General features: G+C 42.5%; 17 protein-coding genes and 1 pseudogene. 12 read left to right on the forward strand and 6 right to left on the reverse strand.

What is annotated here, in order from left to right:
- Positions 1-387 precede the first annotated feature (387 nt).
- Together KTG12_RS18110 and KTG12_RS18115 are read right to left on the reverse strand one after the other, a co-directional pair.
- A complete protein-coding gene (locus KTG12_RS18110; protein ID WP_036658115.1) occupies positions 388-696 on the reverse strand; it encodes a helix-turn-helix domain-containing protein in 309 nt (102 codons plus the stop codon).
- Positions 693-986: a helix-turn-helix domain-containing protein gene (locus KTG12_RS18115; protein ID WP_005645473.1), complete on the reverse strand. Its 294-nt coding sequence runs from the start codon at positions 984-986 to the stop codon at positions 693-695. The genes KTG12_RS18110 and KTG12_RS18115 overlap by 4 nt, the downstream gene beginning before the upstream one ends.
- A 1,621-nt stretch (positions 987-2,607) precedes the next feature.
- Between KTG12_RS18115 and KTG12_RS22350 the strand changes: the two are divergent.
- The 11 genes and pseudogenes from KTG12_RS22350 (at position 2,608) to KTG12_RS18170 (ending at position 20,826) form a co-directional block, all read left to right on the forward strand.
- Positions 2,608-3,788: pseudogene (locus KTG12_RS22350) on the forward strand (transposase).
- Between the two features lie 693 nt (positions 3,789-4,481).
- A complete protein-coding gene (locus tag KTG12_RS18125) occupies positions 4,482-5,480 on the forward strand; it encodes a FecR family protein (protein WP_122300631.1) in 999 nt (332 codons plus the stop codon).
- 119 nt (positions 5,481-5,599) lie between these two features.
- A complete protein-coding gene (locus tag KTG12_RS18130; RefSeq protein ID WP_122203916.1) occupies positions 5,600-8,995 on the forward strand; it encodes a TonB-dependent receptor in 3,396 nt (1,131 codons plus the stop codon).
- A 12-nt stretch (positions 8,996-9,007) separates the two neighbouring features.
- A complete protein-coding gene (locus KTG12_RS18135; RefSeq protein WP_046452653.1) occupies positions 9,008-10,630 on the forward strand; it encodes a RagB/SusD family nutrient uptake outer membrane protein in 1,623 nt (540 codons plus the stop codon).
- Between the two features lie 360 nt (positions 10,631-10,990).
- Entirely contained in the window at positions 10,991-11,548 is a 558-nt protein-coding gene (locus tag KTG12_RS18140) for an RNA polymerase sigma-70 factor (protein ID WP_005645480.1), read from the forward strand.
- Positions 11,549-11,727: 179 nt separating this feature from the next.
- On the forward strand, positions 11,728-14,610 hold the full coding sequence (locus KTG12_RS18145) for a hypothetical protein (RefSeq protein ID WP_005645481.1): 2,883 nt from the start codon (positions 11,728-11,730) through the stop codon (positions 14,608-14,610).
- 6 nt (positions 14,611-14,616) lie between these two features.
- Positions 14,617-18,075 (forward strand): SUMF1/EgtB/PvdO family nonheme iron enzyme, encoded by a 3,459-nt coding sequence (locus KTG12_RS18150; RefSeq protein ID WP_005645482.1) that lies wholly within the window; start codon positions 14,617-14,619, stop codon positions 18,073-18,075.
- Positions 18,076-18,453: 378 nt separating this feature from the next.
- Positions 18,454-19,191, forward strand: a complete 738-nt coding sequence (locus tag KTG12_RS21905) for a hypothetical protein (protein ID WP_302655655.1) — start codon at positions 18,454-18,456, stop codon at positions 19,189-19,191.
- Positions 19,192-19,359: 168 nt separating this feature from the next.
- Positions 19,360-19,515, forward strand: coding sequence for a hypothetical protein (locus KTG12_RS18160; protein WP_155144335.1), 156 nt, complete (start codon positions 19,360-19,362; stop codon positions 19,513-19,515).
- A gap of 97 nt (positions 19,516-19,612) precedes the next feature.
- Entirely contained in the window at positions 19,613-20,377 is a 765-nt protein-coding gene (locus KTG12_RS18165; RefSeq protein WP_046452655.1) for a ParA family protein, read from the forward strand.
- A complete protein-coding gene (locus KTG12_RS18170; RefSeq protein WP_046452656.1) occupies positions 20,374-20,826 on the forward strand; it encodes a DUF3408 domain-containing protein in 453 nt (150 codons plus the stop codon). Before KTG12_RS18165 ends, KTG12_RS18170 begins: the two co-directional genes overlap by 4 nt.
- Before the next feature lie 142 nt (positions 20,827-20,968).
- Here the strand turns inward: KTG12_RS18170 and KTG12_RS18175 are convergent, their stop codons facing one another.
- Together KTG12_RS18175 and KTG12_RS18180 are read right to left on the reverse strand one after the other, a co-directional pair.
- Complete coding sequence (locus KTG12_RS18175; RefSeq protein WP_005645488.1) at positions 20,969-21,361, reverse strand: hypothetical protein; 393 nt, start codon at positions 21,359-21,361, stop codon at positions 20,969-20,971.
- 38 nt (positions 21,362-21,399) lie between these two features.
- On the reverse strand, positions 21,400-21,960 hold the full coding sequence (locus KTG12_RS18180; protein ID WP_005645490.1) for a hypothetical protein: 561 nt from the start codon (positions 21,958-21,960) through the stop codon (positions 21,400-21,402).
- A gap of 319 nt (positions 21,961-22,279) precedes the next feature.
- On the opposite strand from KTG12_RS18180, the gene KTG12_RS18185 reads away from it, so the two are divergent.
- Positions 22,280-22,738, forward strand: a complete 459-nt coding sequence (locus tag KTG12_RS18185; protein WP_005645492.1) for a UPF0158 family protein — start codon at positions 22,280-22,282, stop codon at positions 22,736-22,738.
- A 489-nt stretch (positions 22,739-23,227) separates the two neighbouring features.
- Here the strand turns inward: KTG12_RS18185 and KTG12_RS18190 are convergent, their stop codons facing one another.
- On the reverse strand, positions 23,228-23,515 hold the full coding sequence (locus KTG12_RS18190; RefSeq protein WP_022321215.1) for a hypothetical protein: 288 nt from the start codon (positions 23,513-23,515) through the stop codon (positions 23,228-23,230).
- A gap of 104 nt (positions 23,516-23,619) precedes the next feature.
- The coding region (locus KTG12_RS18195) for a tyrosine-type recombinase/integrase (RefSeq protein WP_216945505.1) at positions 23,620-23,843 on the reverse strand (224 nt) is incomplete at its 5' end.

The raw sequence follows: 23,843 nt of genomic DNA on the forward strand, positions 1-23,843 counted from the left end.
TGGTCAAGCCGTTCATGTGACAATCCGTCTTTTTCAAATGGAATGAAAATACCAATTTTGACTTTTCGGTTACCTCTTTCATAGAATCCCAAATAAAGCAGACAAAGGTCAAAACTCAATTTTAGCCTAGATGAGCTTTTGATTTGAAACTTGAACATCCTTAAAGGCTAAAGTAAGAATCGTATCATTACTCAAAACAGAGCTTGATACGACTCTTTTAGGTTTTGTAGTTACAATCTGTAACTTTTCAGAGAGGTCATTTTAGTTTTTCACACTCCCATCCACTTCTTTTGTTTACTGGAACTATCGGTATGATCGCAGTGTACACATTCACCATACACATCTCAGACGGTACGAAAAGTGCGGCATGTCCATTGCCGGTTGTTATTATGGCATTTGTCTAGCCTGCCAAGCTTCTTTGTATCCATTTTGTAACATCCTTTCTATATCGCTCTCTTTGTACAACACTTTACCCCCAAGTTGGATGTAGGGTAACTTACCCTCATTCCGATATTCCTGCAAGGTTCTGCGGCTGATTTTCAACCTTTCGGAAAGTTCCCGATCGGAAAGAAAACGCTCTCCATTTAACATCGGACGGTAGTTTCGGGATAAACCGTCCAGTCTTTCTACCATGTGATCAAGCGTTCGGAAGAAAGATAGGATGTCTTCATCTTCCTTCATAATCAGTTTATTCATACTTGCTTCTCCTTTCTTTTTTGAATAAGGGGAAGTATCCCCTGTATGTCTTCTACCCTATAATAAATCTTGTGACCGATCCGGCTGTATGCCAAGGTCCCATTGTCACGGAATGTTTGCAAGGTACGGGGACTTACGCCAAGCCGAAGGCAGGCATCCTGGCTGTCCATCCACCCCCCTATTTTTCGTTCACCGTGCATTTTGTAGATCTCATCCGTAATCCGTGCCATATCCTTCAGGCGCTGTAACATCCGGTCAAATGTTTGGGCTTCGATAGCGACGATTTCCATAAGCGTATTCAATTGATTTGGAGCAAATATAAGGAGAACGCAAATCCTGTTCCAAGCGATTGTCTTCAGATTTCATTAAATGTCATCAGATGTCAAAGCAAGAGAACGAAAGGATATATCACGAATGTATTTATCACATAAAAGAGGATAAATAAAAAAACACACGAATTGGAAACCGGTAATAACGGAAAGGCACATACACGCAAAAGGGGAACACGATCCGAAAACAAGGAAAACGTAAACAATGCAGATTGGAGGGAACTGAAGTCCTATACGTCTCATGAAGTTCGGATATTTTTGACGGCAAATTTATCTGGCATCGTTTTATCATCATCCGTTTCCTTGCAGAAATAGTCCTGCAAAAAACAAGGGGAAGATATATATCGTTTATGCGTCATGTCGGTCACAGTTAGTCCTATAATCTATCATCAAATCAAAGCCGTTTGTCCGGGCGTTTATTTCCATGAATATTTTCCCCGACTTTAGTCGCAAGGAAAATATTCATGGAAAGCGAAGCCGGAATGCCCGTGACAATAAGGCTTTGATTTATTTTTGATTATGGGAATAACTCCTTGAGAAAAGCATTATATTACAAGGCGCATAAAAATGTATTTCCGATGGATTTCCACACATTTCTTACCCGATCCTCACAACGTCTGGCAAACTTCGATTAACTGGTTTGTATCCCGTATTTTTCTAAAATTATTCTGTTGAGTTTCTTATATTATCCCTTTGGTATATTCTTCTACAAAAGATTTTCCCATAACAAGAAAAACTTTTGTAGAAGAATATACAATACCAAATCATATAGCAAAAATTGCTATCCGGTAAAAATCGGCACAATCTTATATCCAGCACAAATACACCAAGCTTCATCAATTTTGCAAAAAGAGGGTTGTCTTTTAGTCTTGTATGAAATTGGTAGTACCAAGCATAAAAAGCCTTTAGCAGACATTTATACTAGTCAAATTCATGTTATATGGGATAAAAATCGTCTAGTTTCTATCATGCTAAAGTTTTACCGGACAGCAATAATAGCAAAATCCTTTCTAGGTGATGGTACTTATATTCAAATTAAAGAAATACCAGAACATAGTTGGCAGGAGAACATAGAGGGAAACTTCATATAGATAGCTTGAATTGTCAATGTAACACGGGTAAATCAGCCTCTTTAATTTGAAATTCTGGCATGTTAGCAATTTGGCTCAAGAAACGATGTACGTGCGTCAAGTCGACTCCTATCAATTCCACTATTATTCTATTTTCCTCTTCTGATATATAAAGATCGTTAATCCCTACTTTATAGTACTCAATTCTCCCCGTGTCCATTTCCTCGATAAATGGTTCCAAAACTATTATAAGTGAGTCATATTTAGCAATACTTCGGTAAATTTTTATCGAAAAATTAAAAGTTAAACAATAGAACCGGCAAAAGCTAGTTCGAAAACACTAAAGAGGTCATTGAAATGTTGTCAAAAACGAATGGTTTAGCATGAAGAAATGTTCTGAAAAAATGGGCTAACCTGCTGATAATAAAGATGAAATTTGTTTTGTTGTTCGTTGATACTTAGCAAATTAGAAGTTGGCTACTCATCTAATTAAGGCTAAAGAAACACTCCTTATGCAATACCAATCCGAGTGCCTGTCGGCTCTCAAATCAGTCGTGAATATACATAAACCTTTTGAAAAAACGTTTATGGACACCATGAAATTATTCATGGCCATCCTGGATCGTATAAACTTCCTCCAATTGGGCAGGTATGGATGTTTTTCGGAACAGACATACCGTAACCTTTTTGAGAATGAAACTTTCAACTGGTTTGCGTTCAACGCCTCTATCATCAGCAAGCATCTCACAGGCAAAAGAAAAGCTATCGCCATCGCTCCTTCCTATATCCCCAAGTCCGGTCATAAGACACCTTGGATTGGTTACTTCTGGTCAGGCTGTGCCGGGGATTATAAGCGAGGATTGGAAATCTTGGGCATCGGTGTCATTGACATCGACAACCATGAATGCATGACTTTAGGTTCCATTCAGACGTCGGATTGTAAGACCTTGGATAATATGGGTAAGAACCTGGTTGACTGGTATAGCAGCTATCTTATCAGTAAAAAAGACAAGCTACAGAGCATATCCAGAACGGTGGTTGCAGACGCATTCTTTCATAACGCCTATGTGTGAGAGTGATTTCCATGTCATCAGCCGCTTTAGGAATGATGTAGTCCTGTACTATCCGACATTGGAAAAGAAAACAGGAAAACTTGGTCATCCCAAGTGGTTTGACGGCAGGATTGACTTTGCCAATTGGATCTGATCTGGTGCAAGGAATACGAGGTGAACAAGGGAAAGCTATACGGATTGAGGGTATATGCAAAGGTTCTCAAAAGGTATGTTTCCTTGGCCGTCTGGTATCCAATGGACGGGAGGACAGGCAAGTGGCAGCTTTATTTCTCTACAGATGATTAGATGGATGGACGCGAAATCCTAGATTATTACAGAACCAGGTTCCAATTGGAGTTTTGCTTTAGAGATGGGAAGCAGCATGCTGGAATTACCAACTCTCAGTCAACTGACTTCAGAAAGTTGGATTTTCACTTCAATGCATCGCTTGCTGCTGTCAACTTGGCCAAAGCAGCATGTAAGAGGCTCGGAATAGCTATTCCATATCCTCTTGCAAGTCATTCATACACAATGCTTATATGCTTGAACGATTTATTTGCATGTTTGGGGTTAACCCAGACATGCAAGTTATTGACAAACTTTTCAAAGAACTCATTTTATTTACTGCCAGAGCCGCTTAGGCTTGGCGAATTTTTAACGAACTATTGATTTAGACAATAAATGATTATATGAATACTCGCACTCGGTAATCAAGAACAAATTATTACCGAGTATTTTTCTTATCTCATCTCGATATACGGATGTATCCCCTACAATCCCTATGACCAATTCATATGTGGTATTAACATAAGATCCCGTATAATAATTTGGATATATTGTCTTACCCAAGCTATCCACGAGAAACGAATCCTTATATTTATCCTTATTTGTATTGGCGATGGTCGCTTTATCTGGCAGATTTTTCCAGATTCCCTCGTCGGCATTCTTATGTAGACAAGAACACATTGTACTAATCAGCGACAATAACAGGAGTATTTTCATATTGTTTAATATAATACAACCATTATTCACTATATATTTTTTTTAAACTTAGAGCCTGTTTGAATTTATTTGTTTAAAATAAATATATATTCAGAGAAGGTAGAACAAGAGTTAGTACTTCACAAAAAAAATTTCGAAAGAGTTGAATATATATGACTTCGTATTTACTAATGTATTTCCTTATTTTTATGCTTTAGAAGATCTTGTTTATTTTTAATCCCTTTGAGGGAAACTATTTATTAACTAAATATTCCCAATCATATACCCTCCCTCTTCTTTTTTGCGCCTTTATTAAATGAGTGTCGATACTCAGATGTTTTTAATTGGAGCAAATGAATCAAATAGATAATTATATACAATCGTTTCTGAATGGATCTCTGGGGGCTGAAGGGCATACTGTTTTGCGACAGTGGATCAAAGAAAAGCCGGAGAACAGATACTATTTCCAAGCCCAGGTTGCCATATGGAAAGCGACCGGTGTGATATCGAATGCGGAAGAATTCGATGTGACAGGTGCTATCAATCGATTTAATAAGAAAGCAAAACAGGTAAATCGAATCGATTTCTATCGTTGTACGTTGAGGTTTTCGGTTGTCGCTATCATTCTTTTAATATGCGGAATTTCTTCCTTATTCTTTTTGTGGCAGTCGGAAGGGAGAGTTTCAGAAGTTGTGGAAGAATATAGGGAATATGTGGTTGAGGTTCCGGACGGAGCAAAATCTAAAATTACATTTCCGGATGGTTCCATTGTCTGGCTGAATGCTGGGAGTAAGGTAAAGTATGATTCAAACTTTGCCAAGGCTTCGAGAAAAGTGGAACTGACAGGTGAAGGTTATTTTGAAGTAAGCAAGAATAAGGAATTACCATTTGTGGTGAGTACGGGGAAATTGTCTGTAAAGGTACTTGGTACAAAATTCAATCTAAAATCCTATGAAGAAGACTCAGAGTTGAAAGTAACCCTCAAAGAGGGCGCGGTGAAAGTCGGAGATTTTTTGATCGATGCCGCTCCGGTCGAGTTGAAACCCAATCAGAGGTTTACCCTCAGGAAAGCAGACCTGAGCATGCAGGTGGATTCAGTGGATGCCAGCCATATAGATAACTGGCGCAATGGAGCAATGACCTTTGATAAAGTTCCGCTGGAAGAAATAGCCAAAGAACTGAAACGTCTTTATAACATACCGATCCGGATAGAAAGTGATAAGCTGAAGCAGATAGTCTACTATTCTGATTTTCAGGAAAATGTATCGGTAGAGAAGGTCCTGGAGATATTGTCATCCGGTAATAAATTCCGGTATGAGATAAAATCGGAAGAGATTCGAATTTTCAATTAATATAAGTCAAACTAAAAAGAAGATGTGAATGAGGAGAAAGTAATTGTAACCATGGGTGGAAAAATTCATAAGCCCCAGAAAATGAAGTGATTAAAAGTTAAATCTTAAACAAGTGAAGTATGAAAAAAACATTTAGAAAATCTGTTCAGGACTTGCTGTCTGTAAGGGCAGGACGTTTGGTGAACTTAGCAGGTGTATTTCTTGTTGCCGGAACGCTTTCGCTTAGTGCGAGTACTTATGCAACTGAACATATGCTTTCCTTAAATCTTAAAAATGCCACGATCCGTGAGGCTATTGAATCCATCAAGAGCCAAAGCGAATTTTCATTCAGTCTGGATGTGAAAGACTTGAATTTGGATGAAAAAGTGTCTGTATCCCTGGATAATAAGACAATCAATGAAGTATTGGCGGTATTGTTCAACGGACGTAATGTCCGATACGAAATCAATGATCGTCATGTGGTGATTACCCGTGCCGGACAGGTGGGATCGAATGCTGTGATGCAGCAGGTTAAGCAAATTACAGGCCGTGTGCTGGATGCCAATAATGAACCGATTATCGGTGCGAATGTGGTAGTTGAAGGAACGACAATCGGTACAGTGACGGATGCGGATGGTAATTTTGCGTTGGATGTGCCTGATGGAGCGACATTAAAGATTTCTTATATCGGTTATATCGAACAAAGTATCTCTGTGGGGAATAAATCTGTTATATCTGTTATCCTGAAAGAAGATTCACAGGCATTGGATGAGGTGGTTGTGGTCGGTTTCGGTACACAGAAGAAATTGAACTTGACTGGTGCGGTAACGGCTGTAACCGGTGAAGAAATGACGAAACGTCCGGTTACGAATGCGGCAACCATGTTGCAGGGACAAGTTCCGGGTTTGCGTGTTAACCAGGGTTTGGGTGCACCGGGTGCTGAAGCAACCACTTTCCGTGTGCGTGGCCAGGGTACTTTCTCGGATGCCGGTTCCGATCCGCTAGTATTGGTAAATGGTGTTCCGGGCAGTATTTCTAACCTGGACCCGAGTATGATTGAAAGTGTTTCAGTATTGAAGGATGCTGCTTCAGCCGCTATCTATGGTGCGCGTGCTGCCAATGGTGTGATCCTAGTTACAACGAAACAAGGGGCAGAAGGGGATGGCAAAGCGCATATTGCTTATCATGGTAATGTGGCGATTTATAATCCGACCCGTATGTATGATTTGGTGACTAATTCTGCCGAATATATGGAACTGTATAATCTTGCCAAAGCGAATTCCGGTGCTGGAGAGCGTTATACGCAGGAACAGATCAATGCTTACCGGAATGGTGGTGGTAGCGTACAGTATCCTAATTTTGACTGGTTGGATTATATGTTTAATCCGGCTGTTGTCCAAAACCATAATTTGTCGATCGCCGGTAATGCAGGAAGGACTACGTATAATGTGGCTTTGAATTTTGTAGACCAGCCGGGTACGTTGAAAGGTTTCGATTACCAAAAGTACAATGCAACTGTCGATTTGACTTCACAAATTACGGATTTTATCAAGATCGGTACCTACACCAATTTGATGTATGGTGATCGGGATGAACCTCGTCAGGGACAAAGTGACGTTTTACTTTCGACGATGTCGCAAGCTCCGACTTATATGCCTTGGTTGCCGGACGATGGGTCAGGAGTTACCCGTTGGACAAATTCTGCTTATTCATTCGAATCTCACAATAAGAATATGCCGGCTATCATAGGTACGGGTACGAATAAGAATTATCAGGATTTCGATATAAATGCGCAATTGTGGTTGGATATTAAATTGGCCAAAGGACTGAGCTGGTACACGAAAGGTGCCGTTCGTTTGCAATCTAACAAATGGAAGGAATGGGGAGGTTCTGATGTCCCTATTTATGACTATCATACAGGTGAACAAACAGGTTATCTGGATAGAGGAGCAAACGGCTTGACGGTAGAAGACCAGCGGCGTTTTTATACAAATTTGTATACCTATCTGAAATATGATTTCACAACTCCGAACCTGTATCATAATTTCAATATCATGGCTGGTTATAGCCAGGAGTCTGAAAAGTATGAAACGGTAAGAGCTTTCAGAAAAGAGTATGCGTTCGATCTGCCGGTGATTGATGCGGGATCTAATGCGAACTGGTCTAATGAAGGTAAATTGGAAGAATGGGCTATTCAGTCTGTTTTTGCCCGTTTGAACTATAATTTTAAAGAACGTTATTTGTTTGAAGCAAATATGCGTTATGACGGTACGTCCCGTATTTCTTCAGAAAATCGTTGGGGTATCTTCCCATCATTCTCTGCCGGTTGGCGTATTACCGAAGAAGATTTTATAAAAGATTTGAATCTGAATTGGTTGAATAATGCCAAGATCCGTGCTTCTTGGGGACAGTTGGGTAACCAGAACATTGGTCTGTATCCTTATCAGGCAATGATTGCCGGTGTTTCTAACTATCCGTTTGATAAGAAAACAGAAACGGTAGGTTATCAGCAGAAAGCATATGCAAACCGTGATATCAAATGGGAAACTACGACTATAACTGATGTTGGTTTCGATTTGCAGGTGTTTAATGGACTGAATGTAACATTTGACTGGTATAAGAAGGTGACTTCAGACATTTTACGTAAATCTCAGGTTTCAAACATTTTAGGTTTGGAAGCTCCGACTGTTAATAGCGGAGAAGTTGAAAACAAAGGTTTTGAAATTGCTTTCAATTATAATAACATGATTACAGACGGTGTCTTCAAAGGTTTGCAATACAATGCCGGTGTTTATTTTGACCGTTCAAGGAACAAATTGACTAAGTTTGGTGCGGAAGAAATAGATGGATATAAACTGAGAAGAGAAGGACTTCCTTATAATGAATACTATATGCTGGAGTGCATCGGTATTTTTGCAACGGAAGATGAAGTAAAAAATTCACCGAAACAGTTTAATGACAACACATTGCCTGGCGACTTGAAATATAAGGATCAGGATAATAACGGCGTGATTGACAACAATGACCGTGTACCTATTTCAGGACGTTTCCCCGGATTTGAATATTCCGTCAATCTAGGAGCAAACTGGAAAGGCTTCGACCTGTCTTTGCAGGGACAAGGTGTTTCGGGTAAGAAATGGTATACAAACGAGTGGGGAATTTATCCGTTCCGTCAGGGATCTGCTCCGACACGTGAATATATAGAAGGCATGTGGACGGAAGAAAATCCGTATAATGCTGAACATCCGCGTCTGTATTTTGATAATTTGGGCGGTAATAAGAATACCAGACCAAACACTTATATGTTGCAGAATGCTTCTTATTTCCGTTTGAAGAATTTGACGTTCGGTTATACTTTGCCTAAATCTGTTACGGATAAAGTAAAGATGTCGAGAGTAAGAGTTTATTTCTCAGGGGATAACTTATTGACGTTTACGAAATTCTATGGGTTGGATCCGGAGCGTGAAGGTGATGGACGTGCTGCTGTTTATCCACAGAATAGAATTTGTTCATTTGGTTTGAATGTTGAATTTTAAAAGTAGAATGCAATGAAAAAAATAGTAAATATTATATTGGCTTCGGCTTTGTTAGTGAGTTCTACTACTTCTTGTAGTGATTTTTTACAGAAAGATCCCCCTTCTTCACCTTCACAGTCTATTTTTTGGCAGAAAAAGAGTGATTTTCAATCTGCATTGGCAGGAAGTTTTTCTATGGTATATGAATGGCCGGGAGTCATGTCGCAAATTGTGGCTTGTTTTGATAATCTTACTGACAACTCCATTTGCCAGCATGACGAGGATACATACGGAAAGACTAAGACGATTGCTTTAGGTGATTTAGATCCGAATACTTCCGGGTATGTGACTTACATGTATAAGCATTGTTACCAAGGTATAGCTCGTGTTCATTTATTGATGGAAAATTTGGAAGCTTATCAAGGAACTGATATGTCTGCTGATGAGAAATCTTTTATGCTTGCGCAAGCGAAAGCATTGAGAGGATATTTTTATTCCTGGTTGTACCAGTGTTATCGGGAAGTTCCTTTGGTTACAGAGTCTTTGACAATGGATAACATGTATCAGGCAAAAGCTTCACGTGCTGATATTTATGCTCAGATAATGAATGATTTTGACGGAGCCATAGCTGCTTTGCCGGATAAACCTTATTCTGATGCCCAAATGTCCGGATATTTCTCTCCGGGTGCTTTGAAAGCACTTAAGGCTCGTCTCATGTTGGCTGAAGCCTACGATGATAAAGGAAATGCAGATCCTTCTAAAATGGGGGATATTGTTTCTTTGTTGGAATCAATCAATGGGTATAGTTTGGCGGATCGGATGCGTGATAACTTTATATCTTCCAAGCAGCTGGCTTCTCCTGAGATTATGTTCTCCGTTCGTTATTTGGCACCGAATATAACCCATAGTATGGACTTGTATTATGCAGCATGGACTACTTGCGGTGTGACTCGTGATTTAGTAGATGCATTTGAGTGTACAGATGGTCTGAAATGGGGTGAATCTCCGTTGACTGTCCCAGTCGATGAATCTTTACTGGCTACCGGAGAATTAGGAGATGCTAATAAAGCTGAAAGGACTAAATTGTTCCAAAATCGCGATCGTCGTTTGTATGAAACGGTTTGCCATAGTGGTGTAGCTGATTTCTCGATAGATGGACAAGATGGAGAGCCGGTAACAATTACCAATCAGATGCAAACAGGATTTGGAATGATGAAGTTGATTCAGCCGACAAAAGAAATGCCGAGTTATTCGACTATATCTGATGCGGATGTAATTATTTTACGTTATGCCGAGGTGTTGATGATGATTGCTGAAGCAGAAAATGAAGTAAACGGACCGACTCAGAAAGTATATGATGCGGTTAATCAGATCCGTGTTCGTTCCGGTCAACCTGAGTTACCTACCGGTTTGACTAAAGAGCAGATGCGTGAACGCATTCGTAATGAATGGCGTGTAGAATTTGTATTTGAAGGCCATCGTTACTTTCAACTAAAACGTTGGAAATTAATGGAAAAATTAGTGAATGGTGCAGCTGATCCTGCACTACCCACTTATATAAAGGTCTTTAAGCCTGCATTCTATTATTTCCCATTGCCACAGAGTGAAATTGATAAAGCTGGTGGTGTTCTGGTTCAAGATCCGAATTATATTTAATAATGTAGTTTAAAAAAAGGAATACCAGGGAGGTTTTTTTAGTTGATTTTCCTGGTATTTTCTTTGATAATTAAAGTTTTAGCCATTAAAAAGAAATGACTAAAAAAAACGTTCCTTTTTTTTAGTCATTTTTTCAGTCTTGTTCATTCAAATAGATATTGCCACTAAAAGTACTAAAAATGTGAAAGATAAATCCTTTTCTAAGCCAAAAAAATAACAACTCCGAGAAAATAAAAATGACTAAAAAAAAGGAACGTTTTTTCTAGTCATTTTTATTTGGCAAATGGTATTGAGGCTTAATTAACAAACTGAAATACATATATATATGCATTAATAAGGGAATGCATTTAATCAGGGAGAATGGCTGTCGTTGGTGAGATTTTAGACTTGAAGAAGGGAAATCATAAAACTTTTGAGCTTTTATTCAAAAAGTACTATGTTTTTCTTTGTTATGAGGCACGTTCTTACATCACGGAAAAATATATAATAGAGGAGGTTGTCGGTGATGTATTTCGCTGGTTATGGGAAAACAGAGAGACATTGGTTATTACTTCCGTCAGGGCTTATTTAGTCAGGGCTGTTCATAATGCGTGCTTGTCATACCTTAGGCAAAATCAACCTGAATATGTGGAGTTGGATGATACTGTTGTAGAAAGGAGTACTTTGTTTTCTCTGGATGAATCTCCCCTCGATTACGTTCTTTCTAGGGAGTTGATAGAGCGGGTTGATAAAGCAGTGAAAGAACTACCTTCCCAGTATAAAAGGGTTTTTGAACTGAGCCGATATAAAAATTTGACCTATGCCGAGATTTCGGAAGAAATGGGTATTTCTATTAATACTGTAAAACTGTATCAGAAGAAGGCGTTAGCGCAACTTCGTTTGGTTCTAAAAGAATACTTATCGACTTCTTTGGATTAATCTGATTTGAACAGTTTTATAGATCTATATTTGAAAATATATATATTTATTTCGTTTATAAACTTTTTTATGGACGAAAAGATGCTGATTTGCAAAAAGTAAACAAAACTTTGTTGTGATAAAAGATAATCGGTTTATCAGTTGTCTTTATGTTAATGTAACAACAATAATAAATATTTATGAAAAAGATTTTTATACTTATTGTTTCGTTGGGATTGTTGTATCCTGACCGACCGTTTGCACAGAACAGTATTAAGCTGTATCCCTATCAAATGCCCCCGTCCCATCATCCCGATTATCAACGTCATCATGTGAAATCGCCGGATGCCTCTTTCTTTAATAACAAAATTCAGTTTATAGCCCTTCGTGATCTCTCCGGAGATTACAAGCAAAAGCTCGATCAATGGGTGGTGAAAGATAAACTAGGGGATATCCTGTGGGTTTCCTATCCGCTGGTTTTTCAGGATAATCTGAAAGAGGTCGTTGCCGAGATAAAGAGAAGAAACCTGTATCTGTTCGACCTTTGGGGATATATTCCCGGTTCTGGTCCTGGTGGGTACTGGACCCAGTTCGTTATCCCGGACGGCGTACTCGATCTTTTCGAGAAAGAACTGGGCGACCATTGGCTGGGCATGGATAACGGTGAACAGGATGGGCGTTATGTCGGTAGTTTTGCTCCCCGTATGTATCCTTTAGGGGCAGATCGCAAACAACAATATTTTAATTTCCAGCGTCATTTTCAGGAAATGGGCGATCAGTTGGGAAACAAAATGGCGACGCTTGTTTCTCTGAACTTCGGACATTATTTTCTGAAAGAAGGCGTTTATACCCTGATCGGAGCTGAAACGGCGCAGGGTTTGCCTAACTCACAGATCTATTATTCATTTATCCGTGGAGCCGGGAAACAGTATGGTGTAAACTGGTTCGGAAATGCTTCCGTATGGAATCGTTGGGGATGGAAATCGTACGATTCGAATGCGGAAGGTATCGATAATGATTACAATAGCGGAGGTCCGCTGAAGGGAACCTCTCTCGGATTGCTGAAACGGTTGATCTATACTCATTTGATGTACGATTGTGTGGCTGTCGGTTTTGAAGGGTCCATGCGGATAGATGATAAGAAGCTGAGTCCCATCGGAAAGATACAGCAGAGTGCGGTTAAATGGGTAGATAAATACGGTGATCCGGGTGTGATGTACACACCGGTAGCATTGATGACCGATTTCTTTTCCGGCTGGTCTTTCCCGCGTCATCTATATTCCAGACAGGCTTATAAAGTATGGGGGAATCTGCCGTATGAGTTGCCGGATTATCTGACGGACGGAATGCTTGATGTTTTGTATCCGGGTTATCAGGATGCTTCCTATTATAAAGATGAAAGAGGGTTTATCACTCCGAACCCTTACGGAGATATTGCTGACTGTCTGATGAGTGATGCCCCGCTGTGGGTATTGAAACAATATCCGGTATTGGTCATTGCCGATGAACTGCATCCGGGGCAGGAGATTAATGATAAACTGAATGCCTATATACACGCTGGTGGTCATCTGGTCATTACGGCTGGTTCATTGAAGAACATGCCGGATGGAATAGCCGGTATCCGTACCGGAGAAAAGACAAAGGTATGTACTGCACCGATTACATATAAAGGTGAGTCATTCAAGGAGCGTGCTCCTTACACATTAGCCGAATTAATCTATCCGGCTTCCGCTACTGTATTGCAAAAAAGTAATGAATTTCCGGCTGCCATCGAATTGAATGCAGGCAAAGGGAAAGTGACAGTTCTCGCTTCTCCGTATGGCGTTACAGAGCAACCGCAATGTGAATTGCCTGTAAAGGTGATGGAAGAAAAGCCGTTGGATAAACCTTATCCAATACTGAACCATACGAAAGCACTGATGGAAGATATTTTTACTTCTGTGCAACTGTTTGAAACCAATCCGGAGTTAAGTCTTGTGACCTGTACGAGAGGAAACGGCGAATATACGGTTCTGATCTCCAATGAGTCTTGGGAACCGAAAGAGTTTTCGATCGGAACAAAGGCGGGAAAAATAGTTTATATCAAAGAATTACCGACCGATTGCTCGGAGATGCAGGCAGTAGGCTATGCACCTAAGGTGATGCTGAACACATCGTTTGGTAAAAACACAGCCCATACGATAGCTGGTGGAAATGTCCGTATTTTCCGCGTCTGCCTGGATAATAAGGCAGACGTGACAGTTATGCCGGAAAGTACTCCAGTAGCGAATACGATCGGACGGGCGCTTGTACTGCGTAATATCCAGGATGTAAAGGAAGAAATCCTTTCACGCCCGACATTCTTCGAACATTATGACCGTGTCGTGATCGACTGGCGTTATCTGCATAACCGGGAAAAAGAGACTTTGAAACAGGAGGCCGGCTGGCTGGGACGGCAGAAACTGAAAATGACGGTCGACCTGACTTCGGGGCTGAACCTGTATCCGGATTTGAGAATTGTAAATAATGATCCTCCTTTCTATCAGAAGAGTATGGAGGCGATGAAAGGAGTTATCGATAAGATGGAAATACTAGGTGCTGACGAATTGTTGATTTCTACCCAGCGGACCATCGAAAATAATTATACGATGGAACAGTTTTATGCTTCGCTGAAAGAATCCTTCCAGGTATTATCTGATTATGCGGCAAAGAAAAATATCCGTTTGTTGCTGAGACAGTCTGTCGGCCGTACGCCTGATACGATAGAGGGGCTTCAGAAACTGGTCGGGGAGGTGAACCGCCCGAACTTTACATTAGCTCCGGCCCTGTCGTTGCTGTTGAATAACGAGGTCAGTCTGGATGCCGATTTGAATCGTCTGAAGCAGATGGAGATCAAAGAAATCCTCATTTCTGCACCGGAAAAGGATATTCATGATCAATTGTGGAATACCAATGCTCCGATATATAAATCCGATAAAGCAACACTTATCCGTAAAATACTGGCTGCATTCCCGCAGGTGGATTATATCATGGATGGTCTGTATGCTTCGCAGGATGAAGAGTATCTGGATGGGAAAGCGATGGACGAATTTGTTATTAAATAAACATCTATGTGGAAGAAGTTATTGATTACAGGATGTGTGACCTTCAGTTTGTTGAGTGGAGGTACATTATCCGCACAACCCAGTTGTGAGATAAAGGAGGAAGTTACCTCTGAACAGCTTGACAGGACCCAAAAGGAACTGGTTGCTATGATGAAAGAGTTAAAGAACGACTCTTATTTTCAGACCGAACTGGACAAGGCTGCTGTTCAGTCGAGTCTATCCAAACGGATGGCAGCATATAAAGATCTGACAGTCCGCTTACTGTCTGTTTTGGAGATACAGGCTGAACTGGAATGGATGAAGCCGGAAGCTATTCAGGAGGCTTTAGGTATCATGAAAAAAAGTTCTGGATTTGATGCAGTATTGGCGGATAAACGTTTCGGTGAATTGAAGTCGTTGCTGGCTGGTGGTTTTGATGGTATTTATACCGGAGATGCTCAGGCTATCGACAAGGCAAATAAAACATTGACTTTAAAACGAAAGTTGATGCTGATGAGTCCGGATGTGAATGTCGACAAAATGTTGACGGTTAAGTTCGATCTGGGCGAAAGAGCTAATTTCGTTGGAGCGGGCAGTCTGGGGATTCAGCCGAACAACTGGTCGAACCTAAGTTCTGCCAGCCGTAAGAACTTTAAGGCTCAACTGGTTGAATTGTCGGGCTTGCAAAGTGGCGAATTGAGCGAGAAAGTACTTTATAAACCGGCTGTGGACGGTTCTTCCGTTACCGACTTGGTATTGAACTGGGACGGAAAACGTTTGATGTTTACCGCTTTGGATACGACAAGGAGATGGCAGGTACATGAATTGGATATCAACAACGGAGAGGCTAAGCAGGTTACCAATATCCCGGAACCGGATCTGGAGTTCTTCGATGGAACCTATCTGCCTGACGGACGTATGCTGGCGATCTCCAATATCGGTTATCAAGGCGTACCTTGTGTAAACGGTAGTGATGCGGTTGGTAATATGGTTCTGTATGACCCCAGTAACGGTTACCTGCGCCGTCTGACTTTCGATCAGGATGCGAATTGGCATCCGGTAGTGATGGCAAACGGAAAAGTAATGTATGTCCGTTGGGAGTATACCGACCTGACACATTATTTCTCTCGTATCGTGATGCACATGAATCCGGACGGAACCGAACAGAAGTCGCTGTATGGTAGCGGTTCCATGTTTCCGAACAGTATTTTCGATGTGCAGCCGTTACCGAAGCATACCAACCGTTTCGTCGGAGTTATCTCCGGTCATCATGGAGTGGCCCGTTCCGGTCGTCTGATGATTTTTGATCCGGCAAAGAGCCGTAAGGAAGAAAAAGGAATGATTCAGGAATTGCCTTTCCGTGGTCGTCCGATCATTCCGGAAGTAAAAGATGAACTGGTGAACGGCGTATGGCCGCAGTTTATTAAACCGTATCCGCTGACGGACGAAACTTTCTTGGTAACAGCCAAACTGTCTCCGTACAGTCGTTGGGGAATTTACCTGGTGGATATTTATGATAACCTAACATTGGTTGCTAATGCCGACGATGCCGGTATGATCTATTCTGTTCCGGTGAAAAGTACTCCTATACCTCCGGCAATCCCAGATCGTATCAAACCGAATGAAAAGGAAGCGACTGTCTTTATCCAGGATGTCTATGAAGGCGAAGGCTTAAGAGGCGTTCCGCGTGGAGAGATCAAGTCGTTCCGTGTGTATGCATACGAGTATGCGTATCGCCGGACATTATCCGATCATTATAACCACGGTATCCAGGCAGGATGGGATATCAAGCGTTTGCTGGGTACAGTTCCTGTGGAGAAAGACGGCTCTGCTATCTTTAAGATTCCAGCCAATACACCTGTTTCTTTGCAACCGTTGGATAAAAACGGACGTGCCGTACAATGGATGCGTAGCTGGCTGACCGGTATGCCGGGCGAAGTCGTTTCGTGTGTCGGTTGCCATGAAGACCAGAATACCATTCCTGTTCCGAAACGCGTGCAGGCTTCTACCCGTCAACCTCATGAATTGAAAATAGCGGAAGGCGGCGTTCGCCCTTATACTTTCGCTTATGAGATTCAACCCATTCTTGATCGTGCTTGTGTGGCTTGCCACGATGGAAGCAAACCGGAACGTCCGAACTTCAAGGATACGACATCCGTAGGTATTACCGACTGGAGCGGTACACGTTATTTCCAGAAGAGTTATCTGGCTTTCCATCCGTATGTGAACCGCCAAGGGCCGGAAGCGGATATGTATGTCATGAGCCCGTATGAGTACCATGCTTCTACCAGTGAGATTGTTCGTATGTTGGAACGTGGACATCATAATGTGAAGCTGACCGACAACGAATGGGAGCATCTGGTTATGTGGATTGATATGAATGCACCGGGCCGTGGTACATTCGATGCAGATCTGTTGAATGGTTACGACCAATATACACGTCGTAAGGAGCTGGCTGATAAATATGGCAATGCCGGTGTGGATTGGCGTAAAGAGTTGGCCGATTATGCTTCTTATCTGAAAGGTAAAGGAGAAATCTGTCCGGCAATGCCGGAAAAGGTGACTTCGGCAAAACATAAAGCGGTAAAGATGAAAAGATGGCCGTTGACGGCTGAAGATATTCAGAATCTGTTATCAAAGGAAACAGGACTTCGGAAAGATGTGGAAGTGGCTGATGGTGTAAAGATCACTTTCGTACGTGTACCGGCAGGCAAGTTTGTAATGGGAACGAATGATGCTTATCCGGATCAAGCCCCTGCATTCAAGGCCGAAGTAAAAAAGGGTTTCTGGATGTCGGAAAAAGAGTTGACCAACGAACAGTATAATGCGTTGGTTCCGGAGCATGACAGTCGTATCTATGCACAGTTCTGGAAGGATCATACAACTCCCGGTTATCCGGCCAATAAACCGAACCAGCCGGTTATCCGTGTCAGCTATGAAGAAGCTATGAAGTATTGCGATATACTTTCGGAAAAGACCGGATTGAAGGTGACGCTTCCGACAGAAGTGCAGTGGGAGTGGGCCTGTCGTGGTGGTAGCGACCAGCCGTTTTGGTATGGTGCGATGGATGCCAACTTTGGCTCGTATGAAAACCTAGCGGATGTCCAGTTGGAAAAAATGGCGGTAACAGGTATCGATCCGCAGCCGATGGCAAAGGATAATCCCTGGTTCCCGTATTACAATTATCTGCCGAAAGTTGAGACGGTCAATGACGGTATGATGATACCGTCCGATGGATATAACTACAGGCCGAACCCGTTCGGGCTGATCAACATGCATGGTAACCTGCAGGAATGGACTCGTTCACTGTATGCTCCTTATCCTTACAGTGAAAAAGCCCAGGCGACAGCTGATACCCGTCAGGTCGTGGCCCGTGGCGGTTCATGGATAGACCGTCCGAAAGATGCTACAGCAACTGCCCGCCGTGTTTATCTGCCCTGGCAGCGTGTCAATAATGTGGGGCTTCGCCTGATCATTGAGGATTGACTTGGGTGAAATATGTATCATAAAATATGTAATTGGAAACTCTAAAAGAATGAAGTGTTTGATTAAACATATTGTCTTATTGTCAATTATTGGATTTCTATTAGCTTGTACTCAACAATTTCGCTCTGATTCTTGAAATCGGATACTTTTAAGCGGGAATTGTGGGGTACAGTTGGATACAGCAGCAACAGGGATTATTTCTGGTTGGTTGTCCCGATTCTTTATTCCTGCCATGTACTACCGGTTATGAAAGAAAGGGTATTTATAATACAGATACGGTCAGACTACAGCTCTTTCTAAAGAGTATGTGTTTGAAGAAATAGCACTGTACACAAGACTGTATGTATACCGGAGGAGTGGAGAGGTACATGTATCCGTTTGATAATGGAACGGACTAAGCCAACGACCGTTTGGATTGATGGGAAAGAGGTTGGAACTAATAGTAATATTTCTACAGCCCAACAATATGAGTTGTCTTCTTATTTATCTCCCGGATCTCATGATATTGCTATTATAGTGGATAATGGGAAACAGGCTGTTCCGGAAAAAGTGTATGGATCTTCTCATGCCTATTCCAGTTCCACACAGACAAACTGGAATGGGATTATTGGTGACTTTTTTCATAAAATACATTCTTTTTCAAGCCGATATCTCATAACAAGTCAATCTTGCAGGATATCGGCTTTTTATATTCGGTCACGGAACAAATCTACGATCAAACGGATTTCCTATGTTCTTTTCGGCATTCAGTCGGAAACTGTACTTTTGTCTACCGGATCTTTTTGGGGCTTTCTACCCGTCCTTATCCCTGTTGTTTTCTCCATACACATGAGATTTTTGGTTTGTACTTTTTCTTCTAGAATCCGCGACTTTGGAGCGGATTCTCCCGCCCTTGGGGCGGGCAAGTTGGTCCTTGTCCGACAAAAGTCTTTTGTCGGACAAGGACACAACTTGCTCTGTTCGCTTGAACAGAGAATCCTCATAAATTCGGATTGCCATGCAACGTTTACACAAAAAGAGTTTTTTTCTGATCAAATTTTGTTTCAATACCCGCTTTTAAAGAGAAGTATAACCGCTTGGTTATCTGTTAGTATCCGGACATCTGGTGACATCTGATGACATCTGATGTCACCAAAGCCGGATTTGGCGGCATCTGCCATACTTTTGCAACGGGATATAAAAACGGTGTCATGCCCGGTCACCGGAATATCCCCATGTCGGCGCTCCGACAGTTCCTGCTATTGACATTCCATCATGATGTTATGTCAATATGTCAAGAGGAAAATGGAAGATCGTATTGCAAGTATGAGAGTTTCTCATGACAAGCTCCGGAAATGTCGGGACCCCGTGAAAATGGTACGGTACCGGCAGACAGCCTTCCTGCATTCTTCCGGCACGGCTTTGGACCGGCGGGGCGGGAATGTTTTCGAGATGACATGACAGTTTCATGATATGGGAAACCATCGGTACAAGGAGCCGGCGTGATTAAAAAAGGACGGGACAACAAAACGATTATTAACCAATCATTCGGAAGCCTATGAGCAAACGATGTGTCTTTGTCGCCATGAGCAGTCAGAAAGGCGGCGTGGGCAAGTCCACCATGACGGTGCTTCTTGCCGGTTATTTTCATTACGTAATGGGATATAATGTCGCGGTCGTGGACTGTGACTATCCCCAGTTCAGTATCAAGGCGCTGCGCAGTCGGGATACCCAAAATGTGGAAAAGAACGTGAATCTCCAGCGTATGTTGTGCGGACAGTTCGACCGGACGGGCAAAAAGGCGTATCCTGTCCTTACCAGCGTTCCGGGCAAGGAACTGAAGACGGCACTTCCCTTGACAGGTGGGTGTGACATTCTCTTTTTTGATCTTCCGGGAACGGTGAACTCGCCTGGAGTCATTAAGACGATTGTCAATATGGACTATGTGTTCACCCCGATCATACAGGACCGTATGGTGATGCAAAGCAGCCTTTCCTTCTTATTGGCCCTGAAAGACTTCATACAGCAGAATCCGGACATGCCCTTGAAGGAAATCCGTATGTTCTGGAACCGGATGGACGGGCGTGTATCCAAAAGGCTGTCCTATCAGTACGGACTTCTTTTCAAGGAACTGGGATTGAAGGCTCTCGATACGGTCATACCGGATATGGAGCGCTATGGCAGGGAAACCTCCCCCGAGGAGCGGATCCTTTTCAGAAGTACGCTTTTCCCTCCTTCCGGGAAATTGCTGAAAGGCAGCGGTCTTGATACGCTGGCCGGAGAGATAGAATGCATTATCCATCCTGACAGGCAAAAGGCATGAGAAGAAAGGAATTTATGAACGTGAATGAGGAACGCCTGAAAGAGATCATGGCGCACGAGACCGATGCCGACGGATGTCCGAAGACGCATCCGGACGGGATAGAGAAAGAGGAAGACAGGGGAAAGGAAGGGAAGGAGTCTGTATCCATACCCGATGGCAGGACAGAAAAGCCGACCGTTTTCCACAAGCCCGCTGTCCGGTCAGGGACCTCCCTTGCGGAAAGGATGAAGACATATCGTGCCGACTATCTCAGCCGCAGGGAGTACGTCCACCGCAAGCAGACCTATATCAGTTATGAGACCTACCGCAGACTGGCACGCATACTCCCCCTGCTCAGCGAGGGCATGACCGTACCGGCATTCCTTGACAATGTGCTCAACCGTCATCTGGACGAGCATGGGGATGTGCTTGACGAGATGGTCCGTACCGGTACACGGAACTCACGCTGACACGTGGAACGATGGGAATGACAGACGAAAAGACATGGGAACCTGTTCGTCCCGCCAATGGAGTGTGACAAAAAGAAAGGGGCGTCCAGCGGGTCTATACCCGGTCAGACACTCCTTGGTGTATATTTATTTTATGTACAGCCTATCTTAAAATCGGATTCGAGAGCAGTATCTTGTAATAGACCGTTCCGTTCACCTCCATGGGTGTCTTCGCCATCATGAACTGTACGCTTTTCCGCTCCACCTTCGCCTGCCGCATGAGCCTGTGCACGATAAACCCCGCAGAGAATCTTGCACATCTTTTGTCCTTCCATACGATGAACCCGTCATCATCGGTGGTACGGCAGATGTACCAGTCCCCCGTCTCGTCATCATGCGCAAAGCTTACCCGGCCTCCGCCAAGAACACCCAGTTCAATTGACATCATCTTTGATAGATAGACAGTTCCCCTGCTGTCCAGATTGATGGTCCGCTTGCCCTTGTATGTGACTTCCTGCGGACGGGAATTCTCCTTGTTATATACGATAAGTGCCATAGTCCTTTCCTTTTATAATGGTGATAAATGACTTCCGTTCAGGATATCGCTCCTTCAATTACCAGCATCTGGCTCCTCCACGCAAAACTCCTATGCGAGCGCACCGCTTCCACTATGGCGCATACTTTCTGTGATATTGCCATAGCTGAGATGCCCATGCATTCCGCCAGTGCCTTGAAAGAGAAACTGGCCTCGTAGAACCGGAGCATGAACATCCGGTATTCGTCATAAGAGAATTTCTGCCGGATAAAGCGGAGTATGTCCCTTACCAGCCTCTCACATCCGTTCAGGTCGTCCGTGGAAAGAAACTCCGCCTCCTCACCGCATCTGAGGAAAAAATCGTCTTCAGGATGGGCATACCGGTTCTCTCTTTTTATCTTTACCAGAGCCGCTTTTTTGTAGCATCCGACAAAATACGCGTCATAATCCGTTATGTCCTTTCCGGGGACTAGCACCTGCTTCCTTACGAAAAGGTAGGTGTCATGGAAATTATCCTCGTCCAGCATTCCGTACCGGCGTAACGTCCCTCTCAGTCTGTCATAGGATTTAGTGAACCATTCGTTGAACAGTCTTTCTTTTTCTGTGCTCTTGTCTGCCATAGCCTTATATTTTTTTGAGTTATACATGGCCTACACGGGTAGGCATTCTTATTTCTTGTGCTTCCTCCAGTTTGTTTTTCGGCGGTCTCCGGCAAGGCTTGCCGTGAAAAAATACGCTCACGCAAAGCGTGAGGAAGATTTTTTCACGAGCAACCAGCCCGCAGGGCCGCCTTGCGGGACCGACCTGAAAAACAACTTTCTTTGCCGCAAGAAATGAGGATGACAGATTGCGTTACATTTATTCGTAAAAGCTTTTGTTATTTCCACCTCATGATGTATTTTCGTGAGTGCTTATTACATTTTAGAAAGCAGACGGGAAATGGAAGAATATTCGAAATATCCGGTAGAGGTAATCAGTGGCATCGCCGAAGAAACGGGCATGGGAATGGTCTGTTTCTTGAATCCGGACACTTTGGAAACCGAAAGCGTGCCGGGAGCTTCATACGGTTCTTATGAGTGTGGAGATTTTGACAAATATTATCAGGAAGTTTACAGGAAGGTGGAGCGTTGGGAGAACTGCGTCCGCATTGACCCGCCGGAGCCGGGAGAGTCCTTCGGGATCATGGAGCGTTTCATTCGGGATTGCATACCGGATGATGCCGGAATAAAAGAGAGGTTGCGGAAAGCCGTATCGGGACGGAAGCCATTCAGAAATTTCAAATATGTCATTGATGGAAGCGAATACCGTCAGAAATGGTTTGATTTCAGACGAGGACAACTCGAGCGGCTTGTAGCGGATTACCTGAATAGCCTGGATATAGATGCGTCTGCCAAATAAAAATCATTTTTAGACTTTTTCTCATATTTTTATATACAAGGATTTGAATATGAGAATCTGAGCAGAACGGAGAAACTGGATGGTTTCCAAATTGTATATACAAAATGTCGAATCTCACAGATTTGCATAACTATCTGTCAAATAGTATTTCTTCCATATTCTTCCCATTCAAATCCTGTTCATTACGGAGTAAGGATATGTTGTGGTATTTCTTTGTGAGTTTTGGATATATTGACTCAATATATCTGATAAGGCGCTTCTCTTCCAATGTTCCAAAACTATCCTCGTAAGAGTGCCAATCGGCTTTTGAGAGGTCCATACACAGATACATATTCTCTGTTTCCAACATAGACTTACCAATTCTTTAACTGTTAAGTAATAATTTTTGTGTACGTTCACAGAGACTTCTTGTATCTGTTTCGGACGGAAAAGCTTTGTTCCTTATCCGATACCGCCTTTTGACAACAATGGTTCTATCTGATGGAGAACCTATATTGCACAAAAAAGTTTCTCTTTCTGCGTCAGATCATCCAACACTTCTTGTTTGGCATATACCAGAATATTGATTCCCGCTAAATATGAGTAACCCTTGATAAAGTTCTTAATAGACTCCAAATTGGAATAAGAATCTTTAAGATTTGAGAACTTAAAAGTATCAAAACGGTTAATCACAGCACGAATGACATGATTACCAAATTTTCCAAACATAAATGCAGGATAAGGAACAGAGATGGTATTTGATGAAGTCTCGGATTCAAATGCTAAACCGATACTCATATCTTGTTGATATGCCACCTAATCTCAAGTGAAATCATTTTATGGGATAGTTTCATTTGGAATCAGGTGGCTTCAAGTATGGTCTGATTGTTTTCCAGTCCTTATCAGACCACGAATTTGCTTCTCATCCCTTTCATTTCTTCGGAAACGGTCTTGTCCAAAACCCTCGCGTATATTTTGGTTGTCCTGATGTCTGTATGCCCGAGCATTTTCGCAACGGATTCCATTGAAACCCTGTTGGCCAGCGCGACGGTCGCGAATGTATGCCTGGCCACATGCGTGCTCAGTGGTTTATTGATACCGCATATGTCAGCGATCTCTTTCAAAT

The organism is Parabacteroides sp. MSK.9.14 (genome assembly GCF_019041495.1).
GTDB lineage: Bacteria > Bacteroidota > Bacteroidia > Bacteroidales > Tannerellaceae > Parabacteroides > Parabacteroides merdae.